The organism is Nocardiopsis sp. NPDC057823 (assembly GCF_042797335.1).
Taxonomy (GTDB): domain Bacteria; phylum Actinomycetota; class Actinomycetes; order Streptosporangiales; family Streptosporangiaceae; genus Nocardiopsis; species Nocardiopsis changdeensis.
In genome coordinates, this window is the sequence record NZ_JBHVLR010000022.1 from 49070 (window position 1) to 63411 (window position 14342).

A 14342-nucleotide genomic window follows, 5' to 3' on the forward strand; every position below is an offset into this window, starting at 1 on the left:
CACCGTGACGTGGACGTGCCCCCGGGTCCCGCGGGCTGCGGGGCCCGGGACACCGCGGTCGGATCTGGTCGGTGCCGCCGGGAGTCTCGAGCCGGGCCGAGAAGACCAGAGAGGCCGCCCGCGCCGTCTTCGGCCCGCACATCGTCCGCCACTACGCCGCGGCGGGCTGGGCGGAACCGGCGGCGTTCTCCGACACCGTGACCGATTTCGAACGCGGCCGAGGCGGGCTCCGGTCCGTGCGTGCGGCCGCGCCGGTCAGCGGACCACGCGGTAGCGGAGGTAGACCACCTTCGAGGAGCCGACGGGGCGGGACTCGACGGGATCGAGGTCCACATGGCGCTCAGCCCGGGGGAAGAACGGGGTGCCGCCGCCGACCAGCACCGGGTGGACCCGGAGCCGGTACTCGTCGATCAGGCCCAGCGCGGCCGCCTCGGCGGCCAGGGTGGCGCCGCCGATCGCGATGTCGCCCTCCCCCGGCTCGGCCCGCAGCCGCTCGACCTCCTCCGCCAGGCCGCCGGACGCCAGGCGGGTGTTGCCCTGCACCTCGGAGAGCGAGGAGGAGAAGACCACCTTGGGCAGCGCCCGCCAGAGCTCGGCGAACGCGCGCGTCGGGTGGTCGTGCTCCGGGTGCTGGTCGGCCGTCTCCCAGTACGTCATCGTCTCGTACAGACGCCGCCCCAGCAGGTAGGCGCCGGTCCGGCGCACCTCGTCGGTGGCCAGCTCGAAGACGTCCCGGTCGGGCGGCGACCAGTTGAATCCGCCGTCCGGCCCGGCGATGTAGCCGTCCAGCGAGACGCCCATCGAACAGGTCACGTTGCGCATCGGGGGTTCCTCCTCGGTTCCGGGTTCGACGGTACGACCACCGAACGCCCCGGGACTCATCGCGACGCGCGAAAATCGCGGAGACCTCGCGGAAAGAACCGCCCCGCCGGACCGGGTCCGGCGGGGCGCGGTGGGCACAAAGGCTACAGGGCCTCGGCCGGGGGCTACAGGGCCTCGGCCAGGGCCGCGTCGACCGCCGTCTGCAGGCGTCTGCGCAGGGCCGCGCTCTCGGCGCGGTCGGTGCGCACCTCCACGATGCGCACCCCCTCCCCCAGCAGTGCCTTGGGCAGGTCGGTGGCCCACTCCAGGTGGACGTAGGGCACGTCCGCCATCGCCGCCACCCGCTCCATCGACACCCCGTGCGGGGTCCCGAAGACCCGCTCGAAGTCCGGGTGCCCGGCCTGCTCCAGGCCGGAGAAGATCCCGCCGCCGTCGTTGTTGACCACCACGATCGCCAGGTCCGGGCGCGGCTCCCCCGGCCCGATGATCAGCCCGTTCTGGTCGTGCAGCACCGCCAGGTCGCCCAGCAGGGCGAACGCCCCCGCGGCCGGGTCGGCCGCCTGGTGGGCCAGGGCGGCGCCGATCGCCGTGGACACCGTGCCGTCGATGCCGCTCACGCCCCGGTTGCCGACCAGGCGCACCCCGCAGCGGGCGCGCATGGTGGCGTCCAGGTCGCGGATGGGCATGCTCGAACCCGCGAACAGCAGCGACCCCGCGGCCAGGTGCGACACCAGGTCGCGGGCCAGCCGCGGCTCGGTGAGCGTCTCCTGCTCGTCCAGCACCGCGTCCAGCGCCGCGCGGGCCGCGGCCTCGGCCCGCAGCCACAGCCGCGACCAGTCGGTGCGGCGCGGCTCGTCGAAGGTCAGCGCCGGCGGGGCGGCGACGGCGGCCACCACGTCGGTGGCGGTGCGCGCCGGGTCGGCGAACCCGTCCGGCAGCGCCGCGCACGGGTCCCCCAGGGACCCCGCGGTGACCACCACGTGGCGGCGGGCCCGGCGCAGGAACGCCAGGGTCTGCCGGGACAGGTTGGGCCGCCCCACGCTCACCACCAGGTCCGGTGCGGGTCCCGCGGCGATCGCCGGGGACGCCAGCAGCTGCCGGTAGGCGGAGACCGCGCCCGTCCGGCGGGCGTTGGAGGTGGGTTCGGCCAGCAGCGGCCAGCCGGTGAGCTCGGCCAGCGCCAGGAACGGCACCGGGTCGTAGTCGCCGTCGCCGCACACGATCACGCCGCGCTCCACGTCGGGCAGCACGAACGCCGGGGGTTCGGCGAACGGCCCCGGGCGCGAGATCCACGGCGCCCCGCCGGCCCGCCCCTCCAGGGGCTCGGGCCACTCCCGGCCGGGGCCGTCGGGGGTGAGCGGGTCGCGGAACGCCACGTTCAGGTGCACCGGCCCGGGCCGCCCGCCGCGGGCGGCGCCCCAGGCGCGCCCCACCAGCGAGCGCCAGTAGGCGACCATCCCCGGCACGGGGTCGGGCGTGCCGACCTCGGCGAACATCCGCACCGCACCGCCGTACAGGCCGATCTGGTCCACGGTCTGGTTGGCGCCGGTGCCGCGCAGCTCGGGCGGCCGGTCGGCGGTCAGCACCAGCAGCGGCACCCCGCTCTCGTCGGCCTCCAGCACCGCGGGGTGGAAGTTGGCGGCGGCGGTCCCGGAGGTGCACACCACGGCCACGGGGCGGCGCGACGCCCGGGCCAGTCCCAGCGCGAGGAAGGACGCCGACCGCTCGTCCACCCGCACGTGCACCCGGATCCCGGGGTGGGAGACCAGGGCGAGCGCGAGCGGCGTCGAGCGGGACCCCGGCGCGACCACGGCCTCGGCCAGGCCGCAGCGGGCCAGTTCGTCGACGAGGACCCGCGCCAGGGCGGTAGACGGATTCATCCAAACGCTTTCGTTCGTCAAAGTGTGCAACAAGTATCACCGCAGGACGCCGGGGTGCCGCCCGGCACCCCTCTTCTCACGGGCGCACACCTCCCAGTGAACCCCGTTCGGGCGCGAACGGCGAACGCCCGCCCGTGTGATCCGTGTCCTGTACCGGTCAATCCCGGCGGTCGGCGGCAATGGCGGCCGCGGCGCGGGCGCGCCAGGGCCCGGGCTCGGTCTCGACCGCGCGCAGCCGCTCCTCGTCGACCTCCACCGCCCGTACCGGCAGGTACCCGTTCTCGGGAAGCAGCGGGTCGGCGGTGACGTCGGCGGTGAGCATCTGCATGGTCGCCAGGCCGCACGCGTAGGGCAGCTCCGGCAGGGCGGCGGCCAGCGCCACCCCGGCGGCCAGGCCCACCGACGTCTCGACGGCGCTGGAGACCACCACCGGAAGCCCGCAGGCCTCGGCGACCCGCAGGGCGGCGCGCACCCCGCCCAGGGGCTGCACCTTGAGCACGACGATGTCGGCGGCGTCGGCGGCGCGCACCTTCAGGGGGTCCTCGGCGCGGCGGACCGACTCATCGGCGGCCACCGGCACGTCCACCCGGCGGCGCACCGCGGCGAGTTCGTCCAGGGTGGCGCAGGGCTGCTCGACGTACTCCAGCCCGTACCGGTCCAGGGCGCGCACCATCCGCACCGCGGTGTCCACGTCCCAGGCCCCGTTGGCGTCCACGCGCACCTTCCCCGAGGGGCCGATGGCGTCGCGCACCGCCTCCACCCGGGCCAGGTCCTCGGCGGGGTCCTGACCCCGCTCCGCGACCTTCACCTTGGCGGTGGCGCAGCCGCCCGCGGCGACGATGGCGTGGGCCCGCCCGGGGTCCACGGCCGGGACGGTGACGTTGACCGCGACCCGGTCGCGCACGGGGGCGGGCCACCCGCGGTGGGCGGCCTCATGGCAGGCCGCCCACCAGCGGGCGCACTCGCGCGGGCCGTACTCGGCGAAGGGCGAGAACTCGCCCCACCCGGCGGGCCCGCGCACCAGCATGCCCTCGCGCACGGTGATACCGCGGAACCGGTTGCGCAGGCCGATGGCGAAGGCCCGGCCCGCTCCGGGGCCGGTCTCCGCGGCGGGGTCGGGGGACGGTGTCACGGGCGGCGCGGGAACTTGTCGAACTCCGGACGGCGCTTCTCCTTGAAGGCGTCCCGGCCCTCCTGGGCCTCCTCGCTCATGTAGTAGAGCATGGTGGCGTCGCCGGCGAACTGCTGCATCCCGGCGGCGCCGTCGCTGACGGCGTTGATGGCGCCCTTGAGCATGCGCAGCGCCAGGGGGGACTTCTCCAGCAGCTCGCGGGCCCAGGAGACGGTCTCCTTCTCCAGGTCGGCCAGCGGCACCACGGTGTTGATCATGCCCATGTCCAGCGCCTCCTGGGCGCTGTACTGGCGGCACAGGTACCAGATCTCGCGGGCCTTCTTCAGGCCGACGGTCTCGGCGAGCAGCCAGGAGCCGTAGCCGCCGTCGAAGGAGCCGACCTTGGGGCCGGTCTGGCCGAACTTGGCGTTGTCGGCGGCGATGGTGAGGTCGCAGCACACCTGGAGCACGTTGCCGCCGCCGATGGACCAGCCGGCGACCATGGCGATGACCGGCTTGGGCAGGCGGCGGATCTGCACCTGGAGGTCCAGGACGTTGAGGCGGCCGATGCCCTGGCGGGCCACGGCGTCGTCGCCGATGTAGCCGTCGTCGCCGCGGATCTTCTGGTCACCGCCGGAGCAGAACGCCTGGTCGCCCGCGCCGGTGAAGATGATCACGCCCACCTCGGAGTCGTCGCGGGCGATGTTGAACGCCTGCTGCAGCTCGAAGAGGGTCTGCGGCCGGAACGCGTTGTGCCGTTCGGGCCGGTTGATCGTGATCTTGGCGATGCCCTCCGCGGTCTCGTAGATGATGTCGGAATACTCGCCCGACCGCTGCCAGTCGATCACGCTGCTCACGGCTACTGCTTCTCCTCACGGGACATCGGAACGGCGGGCGCCCGGACCGGCTCCCACGGAGCCCCCTCCGGGGCGACCCCCGCGTCAACCCTACGCATTGTGCCAGGCCGACGGGGACGACCGGGTACGCCCCCCGGGAGCGTGGCGGGCGTACCCTTGTGCCCCGTGGCTTCCGTGAACCTTCCCGACGTCCCCGACCCGACGACCGCCGACGGCCCGGCGCTGCGCGCCGCCGTGGGGCTGGAGCCGGATCACCTGTCCGACCTGCTGGCCGCGGCGCTGGAGGGCGGGGGCCCTGCGCTGATGCCGGTGCCCGCCGGGACCCCGGACGCCCGGGTGCGCGAGCTGCTGGGGGCGATGCGCCCCTCCTCGGTGCTGACCCCCGAGGGGGAGTCTCCCCTGGAGGGCGGTCTGCCCGCCTCTCCCGGGACGGCCCTGGTGGTCACCACCTCCGGGTCGACGGGCGCGCCCAAGGGCGTGGAGCTGTCGGCCGCGGCGCTGCTCGCCTCGGCGCGGGCGTCGGTGGCGCGGATCGGGGCCCGGCCGGGCGACTCCTGGCTGTGCGTACTGCCCGCCGGGCACATCTCCGGTCTACAGGTGATGCTGCGCGCCCTGGTCACGGGCACCGGGGCGGTGCACGCCCCGTTCTCGGTGGAGGGGGTGCTCTCCCTGGCGGAGGGGCTCCGCCCGCACGTGTCCCTGGTGCCGACCCAGCTGCGGCGGCTGCTGGCCGCGGGCGCGGACCTGTCGGTGTTCGGGGTGATCCTGCTGGGCGGCGCGGCCGCCGAACCCGAGCTGCTGGCGGCGGCGCGCGCCGCCGGCGGCCGGGTGGTCACCACCTACGGCATGAGCGAGACCTGCGGCGGGTGCGTCTACGACGGCGTGCCCCTGGACGGGGTGGGGGTGGCGACCGACGCCCCGGGCCCGGACGGCGCCGGCCGGGTGCTGCTGTCGGGGCCGACCCTGCTCACCCGCTACCGGACCGCGCCGGGGGCGGATCCGGTGCCGGGCCCGGACACCGCCGCCGACGGGTCCCGGGTGCTGCGCACCAACGACCTGGGGCGCTGGGACGGGGAGCGGCTGGAGATCCTGGGCCGGATGGACGAGGTGATCAACACCGGCGGCCACAAGGTGGTTCCCGGGCAGGTCAACGCGCTGATCATGGCCGACCCGTCGGTGGCCGAATCGGTGGTGGTGGGCCGCCCCGACCCCGAGTGGGGGGAGCGGGTGTGCGCGGTGGTGGTGCCCGCCGACCCGGCCGCGCCGCCCGCCCTGGAGCACCTGCGGGCGGTGGTGCGCGACCGGCTGCCCGCCTATGCGGCCCCGCGCGAGGTGGAGGTGCGCGACCGGCTGCCGATGCTGGCCTCGGGCAAACCGGACCTGGTGGCGCTGCGCCGCGGCTGAGGCCGCGGCCGGGCGGGCGGTCCGTGCCCCGACCGGGGCCGGCCGCCACCACATGGGAGGACATGTCCGCCCATGTGGGGAACTTCCCCGGGCCGCCCGGCGTCTACCTGAGTATCCGGGCCGCCCGAATGCCCGGACCCCACGGCCCCTCTGCCAAGGAGGTCCGCAGTTGGCGACAGCCACGAGTCCACCCGCCCACGCCCCTGCGCCCTCCCCCGCGCCCGGAGCGCCGCGCCCCGGCACGGCCGCCCGGGCGGGCTCCCATACCCGCTGCCTCCCGCCGCCCGCCACTGAACGCGCGGTGATCCATACCACTTCGAAAGATATCCAATCGAGACGGGGAACATTTGACACCCCGACACGTTGGACATATTGGCGCGTCCAGTCGGCGGGAGCCTTCCGCCACGTGCCACACGTCATGGAAGGGAGGGAGGTGTCCGGATGACGAGCTCCGCCCGGACCCGTTCGGCGCCCACCGACGGCACCGCTCCGCTCGCGGCGGACCGCGCGGCGCTGACCGACCTGCTCGCCCGCGGGCGCGCCCAGGGGCACCTGTCCCTCGCCGAGCTGCGCACCGCCTTCTCCGCGGCCGGAGTCTCCGCCGGCGACGGCCGTGCCATCCTGCGTGAACTCACCGACCACGGGGTCCGGCTCGCCAACGGGGGCGACCACTCCGCACCGGTGGCCGAACCCGACGCCGAGGACGACGTGCTGGAAAACACTCTCATCGCGACGGTGCCCGACACCGACGAGGCACCCAAGGCCGCATCCGGCAAGGTCGCACCGCGCAAGGGCCCCTCCCCCCGGAGGAAGACCCGCACCACGCGGCGCACCAAGAAGACCGAGGACACATCCCAGGCCACCATCGACCCGGAGACCGGCGAGGCCGACCTGGACGACCAGTCCCCCGCCATGGGCGACTCCGTCCACACCTACCTCAAGGCCATCGGCCGCCGACAGCTGCTCACCGCCGAGCAGGAGGTCGAGCTGGCCAAGCGGGTCGAGGCGGGCCTGTACGCGGAGTACCGGCTGGGCCTGCACGGCGAGGTCGACACCTCCGTGCCGATGTCCGAGGCCGAGCGCGACGAGCTGGAGTGGATCGCCGAGGACGGCCGCAAGGCCAAGTCCCACATGCTGGAGGCCAACCTGCGCCTGGTGGTGTCGGTGGCCAAGAAGTACAGCGACCGGGGCATGTCGCTGCTGGACGTGGTCCAGGAGGGCAACCTCGGCCTGATCCGCGCGGTGGAGAAGTTCGACTACACCAAGGGCTTCAAGTTCTCCACCTACGCCATGTGGTGGATCCGCCAGGCGATCCAGCGCGGTTTCGCCGACTCGGCGCGCACCATCCGCCTGCCCGTCCACGTGCTGGAGCTGCTGAGCAAGGTCAGCCGCCTGGAGCGGGACATGCACCAGGCGCTGGGCCGCGAGCCCACCCCGGAGGAGCTGGCGCTGGAGCTGGACAAGACCCCGGCCCAGATCGAGGAGCTGCTGCGGGTCACCCGCCAGCCCATCAGCCTGGACTCCACCATCGGCGAGGACGGCGAGACCCGCATCGGCGACCTCATCGAGGACGTGGACGCCTCGGAGGCCTCCGAGGTGGTCGACCGCCAGCTCATGGCCGACCAGCTGCGCAACGCCCTGTCCGACCTGGAGCCGCGCGAGGCGACCATCATGTCGCTGCGCTTCGGCCTGATGGACGGCCGGCCGCGCACCCTGGACGAGATCGGCAAGCACCTGGGGCTGACCCGGGAGCGCATCCGGCAGCTGGAGAAGCAGTCGCTCTCCAAGCTGCGCCACCCGAGCCGCGCCCAGCAGCTGCTCGACTTCGCCAGCTAGCCGCCGACAGGGGCCGCCTCCCGCACCGGGGGGCGGCCCTTCGGTGTGTCCGGGATCGGGGATGTCCCTGAACCTTCCCCGGGATCGGGGCCGAGGGGCTCCCGGGGTCCTCGGCGGGTGCCACTATGGGGAGATGACCGACAGCACCTCCCAGCGGCAGGCCGATATCGCCGCCGCGCTGCGCGCCGGCCGCGAGCTCGGGCCCGAGTACGACGACGCGCTGGCGACCTCTCTGATCGAGCGCATGGACGACGCCATCGACACCAGCGTCCGGCGCCACCTGGAACACCGGCAGCGCGAGCACAAGGAGAAGGTGGGGGTCCCCTCCAACACGGTGCGGATGGTGCTGTCCCTGGTGTGCCTGGGGGTGAGCCTCCCCGCCACCGCGATCGTCGCGGCCATGGTGGGCGGGGCCGCCGCCATCGCCGCCGTGTGGGCGGGCCTGATCCTCTTCTACCTCGTCTCCGTGCTGGGCCTGCGCCGCTGAGCGGCGCCCGGCCCGCGGAGCCTCAGCCCGTGGGCCGGGCGGAGTCCAGCGCGGCGCGCAGGATGTCCACGGCCTCGTCGTGGTCCAGCCCCACCCGGGAGATCACCTCGGCGTAGGCGCGGGCGGCCGCCAGCGCCTCCGCGCGCTGGTCGTCCCCCGCGGCCGCGATGAAGGTGCCCGAGCGGCCCCGGGTCTCGACGACCCCGGCCTGCTCCAGTTCGCGGTAGGCGCGGGCCACGGTGTTGACCGCCACCGACAGGTCCCCGGCCAGCGCCCGTACCGTCGGCAGCCGGTAGCCGACCGGGAGCTCCCCGGCTGCGGCCGCCATCGCCACGGTCGTCCGGATCTGCTCATAGGGCGGTACCTTCGACGTCGGGTCGACGCGGATGAACTCCGCCATCTCCTCCTGCGCTCCCCACGTTCGGCGTTCGTGCTCCGGGCCCCATACCCGTTCGCGCCCAAAACTACCGTGCGTGCGGGCCCCGCGCCCGCGGGGGGAGCGGGGCGGCGCGGACGTCAGAGGGCGCCGACCGTGCGGGGCACCCGCGGCACGCCGTGCAGCCGGTGGGCCTCACGGGCGGTGAGCAGCTGTTCGGCGACCTCGGTGGCCTCGCGCACCGCGGGCCGGGCCAGCCGCTTGCGCCGGTGGATGCGGTCGCGGTAGCCCTTCTCCCCGACGAGCACGCGCTCGCGGGCGTAGGCGGCCCGCATCGCCTCGGTGAGCGCGGTGTCCAGCGCCAGCGCGCGCTCGTGCAGCTCCTCCACCGCGGCCCCCGACTCGCGGGCCTCCTCCAGCGCCGCCTGGGCGGCCGCCACCTCCCGCAGGAGGTCGTCGAGCCGTCCGGCCCGTTCGCGGTCGGCGACCAGGCTCTCCCGCGCCTGCGCCGTGCCTCGTCCGCCAAGTCCCATCGCTCGCTCCGTTCACCGGGTACACCGCCTGCAATGGCACTGTAGTGGTGACGTGGATCATGAGGCGAGCCGGATCGTGCGTCGGTGATGGCCTCGACGCACAGAAAACGCCACATTTGATGACAAAACTTCCGAAAGGAAACAAGTGAGTAGGAACTACGCGGGGCTCAGCCGGGAGCGCATCATCCTGGAGGCGCTCCACATCATCGCCGGGCGCGGGCTGGGCGGGCTGTCCATGCGGCGGCTGGGCGACGCCCTGGAGGTGGAGGCCATGGCCATCTACCACCACTTCCCCCTGGGCAAGGAGCAGCTCTTCAACGCCATCGCCGCCTACGTGACCTCCCCCGGCGCCACCGGCGACGCCCTCCCGGAGGAGGCCGACGACCAGGACGGCGGGGAGCCGCAGGAGGACGGCGCCGAGGAGGCCGACACCCGCCCCTGGGACGAGCGCCTGACCTCCTGGGCCGACGGGTACCGTGCCCGGCTGCTGGAGTACTCCGGCGCCCTGTCCCTGCTGGTGCACCGCGCACCCGCCACTCCCGCCGACGCCGCCGCCCGCGCGCTGGTCCACCGCGCCTTCACCGACGCCGGGGTGCCCGAGGGCGACCTCGACCGCGCCGCCGACGCCCTGTACGCCCACTGCCTGGGCGCCGTCGTCCACCAGGTCCGCCACCAGGACGACGAGGACGCCCCCGACGCGGAGGAGGCCGCCGCCCGCTTCCACTACGGGCTGCGGGCCCTGCTGCGCGGACTCGCGGCCTGAGGGGAACCGGGACCCGCCGCCGGCCGTCTGTACGTGTGAGGGTGCCGCTCTCCCCTATGCCCGAACACTCCCGAACGCCCCGCCCGGATCGGCACCGCCGGGGCGGGAACAGGAAAGGCCCATGGTTCTCAAGCGTCTGCTCGCCGGCATCGGTTTCGGCGGGGCCTCGGTCGAGACCCACCTGGACTCGGCGTCCACCCGTCCCGGCGGCACGGTGCGCGGCACCGTCCTGGTCGAGGGCGGGAACGTCGAGCAGGAGGTCGAGGAGCTCACCGTGGGCCTGCAGGCCGCGGTCGAGTCCGAGATCGGTGACAGCGAGGTCACCTCCCACATGGAGTTCCACCGGGTCCGGCTGGGCGGGCGGACCGGCCTGGTCCCCGGACAGCGGTTCGAGGTCCCCTTCGAGCTGCCCGTGCCCTGGGAGGCCCCCGTCACGTCCCTGGGCGGCCAGCGGCTGTACGGCATGAACCTCGGCGTCAACACGCGCCTGGCCGTCGCGGGCGCCGTCGACCCCGGCGACCTGGACCCGGTGGCGATCGAGCCGCTGCCCGCCCAGCAGGCGGTGCTGCTCGCGCTGGACTCCCTGGGCTTCCGGTTCAAGAAGGCCGACCTGGAACGCGGGCGCATCGCCCGCACCCGCCAGCGGCTGCCCTTCTACCAGGAGATCGAGTACTACGCCCCGAGCCGCTACCGGGGCCTGAACCAGCTGGAGCTGTCGTTCGTCACCGACGAGCACGGTATGGACGTGGTCCTGGAGCTGGACAAGAAGCCGGGGCTGTTCACCGAGGGGCGCGACACCTTCAAGAGCTTCAACGTCACCCACGAGCAGGCGGCCGCGATGGACTGGAGCCGGGAGCTGGACCGGTGGATCGACGCCCTGGCCGGGCGCCGCGACCTCTTCTGACGGTTCGGGCCGGCGGTCCCGGCCGGGGCGGCGCCCCGGCCGGGCCCCGGCTCAGGCCCCTTCGGCGCGCTCGCGGACCCGCTCGGCGCGCAGCTCGCGCGCCTGGTCCGGGTCGAGCACGGGTGCGGCGTTGAGCAGTTGGCGGGTGTAGTCGCTCTGCGGGTTCTCGTAGATGGAGTCGCTGTCGCCCAGCTCCACGATCTCGCCCTTGCGCATCACCGCGACCCGGTCGCTCACCTGGCGCACCACCGCCAGGTCGTGGGCCACGAAGATGTAGGTCAGCCCGAAGTCGTCCTGCAGCTCCGACAGCAGCCGCAGCACCTGGTCCTGCGTGGACACGTCCAGCGCCGACACCGGCTCGTCGCAGATGATCAGCTTCGGCTTGAGGATCAGCGCCCGCGCGATCGCGATCCGCTGGCGCTGACCGCCCGAGAACGCGTGCGGGAACCGGTTGTAGTGGCTCGGCTGGAGCCCGACCCGGTCCAGCAGCTCCTGCACCTCGCGCTTGATCTTCCTGGTGTCGCGCTCGCCCTGCACCCGCAGCGCCGTCCCGATCGCGTCGCCCACCGTCACACGCGGGTTCAGCGACGAGTACGGGTTCTGGAACACCATCTGCACATCACGCCGCAACGGACGCATCCGGTGTTCGGCGATGTGGGTGATGTCCCGCCCCTCGAACACGATGGTGCCCTCGGTCGGCTCCAGCAGGCGCATGACCATCCGCGACAGCGTGCTCTTGCCCGAGCCCGACTCGCCCACGATCCCCAGCGTCTCGCCCTTGTACAGGTCGAAGCTGACGCCCTTGACGGCCCAGAAGTCGGTGGAGCGCCCCCACATCCCGCCGCGCACCTTGAAGCGCTGGCCCACCCCCGAGACCGTGAGCAGGGCCTCCCGCCCGCCATCGGGCTCCTTGGGCGTGAACGCCGCGAACCCCTCCCGCCCCGGGGTCTCCCCGGTGACCGCACCCGCGGCCCGCTGCTCCCCGCGTTCGCGCTCGGCCCGGTCGGCGCGGTCCTGGGCGCGGCGCTGGGCCCGGGAGACCTCCACCCGCGGCACCGCCGCCAGCAGCGCCTGCGTGTAGGGGTGCTCCGGCTCCGACAGCACCGTGCGCACGTCCCCGCGCTCCACCGCCACACCGTGGCGCATCACCACGACCTCGTCCACCGACCCCGCCACCACGGCCAGGTCGTGCGAGACCAGGATCAGGGCCATCCCCAGATCCCGGCGCAGCTCGTCCAACAGGTCCAGAATGCGCGCCTGCACCGTCACGTCCAGCGCGGTGGTCGGCTCGTCCGCCAGCAGCACCTTGGGATCGCACATCAACCCCATCGCGATCACCACACGCTGGCGCATACCACCGGAGAACTCGTGCGGATACGAATTGATCCGCTTGGCCGGGAAGGGGATGCCGACCCGGTCCAGCGCTTCGGCCGCGTGCTTGCGGGCCTCCGTCTTGGACACGCCCGGCCGGTGCACGAGCAGCGCCTCGACCAGCTGGTTGCCGATGGTGTACTGCGGGTGCAGCGACTGCATCGGGTCCTGGAAGACCATCGCGATGTCGTTGCCGCGCATCGCCCGCAGCTGCCCGTCGGTCAGCTTGTTGACGTCCTTCCCGGCCACCTCGATGGCGCCGGTGATCTTCGCCCGGCTGCCGCGGTGCAGGCCCATCAGGGCCAGCGAGGTCACGCTCTTGCCCGAGCCCGACTCGCCCACGATGCCCAGCCCTCCCCCGGCGGGCACCTCGAAGGACAGCCCGTCCACCGCCTGGATATCGCCGTCCATGGTCGGGAACGCCACCCGCAGGTCGTCCACGCGGACGACGGGCTCGGGTGCGGATTCGCTCATAGGAGAGGCCTCTGCTCTCTGGGTCCGGAGTGGTGGATGCGGGAAGGGGCCCGCTAGTGGACCCGCACGCGCGGGTCGATGAGCGGGTAGATCAGGTCGACGACCAGGTTGCACACGACGATGAAGAACGCGCCGAACAGGGTCACGCCCAGGATCACGGGCAGGTCGCTCTGGGTGATGGCGTTCACCGCGTAGCGCCCGATGCCGTTGAGGGAGAACACCTGCTCGGTCAGGACCGCGCCGCCCAGGACCAGCCCCAGGTCCAGGCCGAAGATCGTCACGATCGGCGTCAGGGTGGGCCGCAGGGCGTGCTTGAGCACCACCTTGCGCTCGCTCAGCCCCTTGGCCCGCGCGGTGCGGATGTAGTCCTCGCTCAGGACCTCCAACATGCCCGCGCGGGTCTGGCGCGCGTACATGGCGGCGTGCAGGAACGCCAGGGTCAGCCACGGGAGGAACATGCCCGCGGCCCAGCCCAGCGGGTCCTGGGTGAGGGGGACGTAGCGCGGGGTCTGGAACCAGCCCCAGGCGTGCACCGGGAAGGCCAGCACCAGCAGGCCGGTGAAGAAGATCGGCAGGGAGACGCCGGCCAGGGCGATCGCCATCGCGATCCGGTCGAAGAGGCTGCCCTTCCACACCGCCGAGACCACGCCGACGGCGATGCCGCCGACCAGCCAGATGACGCCCGCCCCCAGGGCCAGCGAGAACGTGACCGGCAGCCGGGACACGATCTCGGGGAAGACCTCCTGGTAGGTCTGGAAGGAGTAGCCGAAGCAGGGCGCGGCGCACTCGATGGTGTCCCGGCCGAACCGGTACTCGGCGCCGAAGAAGATCCCGCGCACGAACTCGCCGAACTGCACGATGACCGGCTTGTCCAGTCCCAGCCGGTCGATGGTCGCCTGGATCGCCTCGGGGGTGGGCGCCCGTCCCACGTACATGGTCGCCAGCTGCTCGGTGGTCCGGCCGGCCCACTTGGGCACGACGTAGAAGATGCCGAAGGTGACCATGGTGACCACGGCCAGGAGCAGCAGACCGGCGCCCAAGCGGCGCAGGATATAGGTCAGCAAGGCGCGTGTCTTTCTGTCGTCGGGCCCGCCCTGGAAGGGAAATCGGCAGGGGCGCGAAGTTTCGGCCTGAGACGACCAAGATAACGCAGCGTGTTTGAATGATCACGCTTGATCGCGCGGCGTGTACCTGTGCCCCCGAGACGGCCGGGGACGGCGGCCCGGGCACGGGTGGGGAAGGTGTCCCGCGGCGTCGTCGGCGCCCTCGAATTCCACGGGACCGGGATCGAATGATCCCGGAACCGCCCCCTCCCGCTTCCCCTCAGACCTGCGGCCCGGTCGAGGACACCCCGGCCACGGGACCGCCGACGCGGCGTGCGGCTGCGGAGGGCCCGAGGGCCTCCGGACACGGGCGGGGGCGGGGGGGCCGGGGTGGGCGCGCCGCCCCCCCCGGGGGGGGCCCCCGCACGGGGTGTGGGTGGCCAACAAAATAATTAAGAAAATATTTAGAGGGGGGGGTGAT

13 protein-coding genes are annotated in these 14342 nt (G+C 73.5%); 5 read left to right on the forward strand and 8 right to left on the reverse strand.

Annotated features, from left to right (window positions below):
* Positions 1–255: 255 nt before the first annotated feature.
* The 4 genes from ACFVNO_RS27055 to menB form a co-directional block, all read right to left on the reverse strand.
* Positions 256–822 (reverse strand): dihydrofolate reductase family protein, encoded by a 567-nt coding sequence (locus ACFVNO_RS27055; protein ID WP_355269113.1) that lies wholly within the window; start codon positions 820–822, stop codon positions 256–258.
* Positions 823–986: 164 nt separating this feature from the next.
* Positions 987–2702 carry a 2-succinyl-5-enolpyruvyl-6-hydroxy-3-cyclohexene-1-carboxylic-acid synthase gene (gene menD, locus ACFVNO_RS27060; protein WP_355269111.1) on the reverse strand — a complete coding sequence of 572 codons (1716 nt, stop codon included), beginning with the start codon at positions 2700–2702 and terminating at the stop codon, positions 987–989.
* Between the two features lie 157 nt (positions 2703–2859).
* On the reverse strand, positions 2860–3834 hold the full coding sequence (locus ACFVNO_RS27065; RefSeq protein WP_355269109.1) for an o-succinylbenzoate synthase: 975 nt from the start codon (positions 3832–3834) through the stop codon (positions 2860–2862).
* A complete protein-coding gene (gene menB, locus ACFVNO_RS27070) occupies positions 3831–4670 on the reverse strand; it encodes a 1,4-dihydroxy-2-naphthoyl-CoA synthase (RefSeq protein WP_355269107.1) in 840 nt (279 codons plus the stop codon). Before menB ends, ACFVNO_RS27065 begins: the two co-directional genes overlap by 4 nt.
* A 165-nt stretch (positions 4671–4835) precedes the next feature.
* On the opposite strand from menB, the gene ACFVNO_RS27075 reads away from it, so the two are divergent.
* From ACFVNO_RS27075 to ACFVNO_RS27085, 3 genes are all read left to right on the forward strand, one after another.
* A complete protein-coding gene (locus ACFVNO_RS27075) occupies positions 4836–6074 on the forward strand; it encodes an AMP-binding protein (protein WP_378896709.1) in 1239 nt (412 codons plus the stop codon).
* Positions 6075–6515: 441 nt separating this feature from the next.
* Positions 6516–7910: an RNA polymerase sigma factor gene (locus ACFVNO_RS27080; RefSeq protein WP_220560436.1), complete on the forward strand. Its 1395-nt coding sequence runs from the start codon at positions 6516–6518 to the stop codon at positions 7908–7910.
* Positions 7911–8043: 133 nt separating this feature from the next.
* Positions 8044–8397, forward strand: coding sequence for a hypothetical protein (locus ACFVNO_RS27085; RefSeq protein WP_220560434.1), 354 nt, complete (start codon positions 8044–8046; stop codon positions 8395–8397).
* A 22-nt stretch (positions 8398–8419) separates the two neighbouring features.
* Here the strand turns inward: ACFVNO_RS27085 and ACFVNO_RS27090 are convergent, their stop codons facing one another.
* Both ACFVNO_RS27090 and ACFVNO_RS27095 read right to left on the reverse strand, forming a co-directional pair.
* A complete protein-coding gene (locus ACFVNO_RS27090) occupies positions 8420–8797 on the reverse strand; it encodes a GntR family transcriptional regulator (RefSeq protein WP_220560433.1) in 378 nt (125 codons plus the stop codon).
* 116 nt (positions 8798–8913) lie between these two features.
* Positions 8914–9306 (reverse strand): hypothetical protein, encoded by a 393-nt coding sequence (locus tag ACFVNO_RS27095; RefSeq protein WP_220560432.1) that lies wholly within the window; start codon positions 9304–9306, stop codon positions 8914–8916.
* Between the two features lie 145 nt (positions 9307–9451).
* Between ACFVNO_RS27095 and ACFVNO_RS27100 the strand changes: the two genes are divergently transcribed.
* Together ACFVNO_RS27100 and ACFVNO_RS27105 are read left to right on the forward strand one after the other, a co-directional pair.
* The gene (locus ACFVNO_RS27100) at positions 9452–10069 is read left to right on the forward strand and encodes a helix-turn-helix domain-containing protein (RefSeq protein WP_355269103.1); all 618 of its coding nucleotides are present in this window, start codon (positions 9452–9454) and stop codon (positions 10067–10069) included.
* 121 nt (positions 10070–10190) lie between these two features.
* Positions 10191–10973, forward strand: a complete 783-nt coding sequence (locus ACFVNO_RS27105) for a sporulation protein (RefSeq protein WP_378896715.1) — start codon at positions 10191–10193, stop codon at positions 10971–10973.
* A gap of 51 nt (positions 10974–11024) precedes the next feature.
* On the opposite strand, the gene ACFVNO_RS27110 is transcribed toward ACFVNO_RS27105, so the two are convergent.
* Both ACFVNO_RS27110 and ACFVNO_RS27115 read right to left on the reverse strand, forming a co-directional pair.
* A complete protein-coding gene (locus tag ACFVNO_RS27110; protein WP_378896718.1) occupies positions 11025–12818 on the reverse strand; it encodes an ABC transporter ATP-binding protein in 1794 nt (597 codons plus the stop codon).
* A 53-nt stretch (positions 12819–12871) separates the two neighbouring features.
* Positions 12872–13882: an ABC transporter permease gene (locus ACFVNO_RS27115; protein WP_355265000.1), complete on the reverse strand. Its 1011-nt coding sequence runs from the start codon at positions 13880–13882 to the stop codon at positions 12872–12874.
* Positions 13883–14342 lie beyond the last annotated feature (460 nt).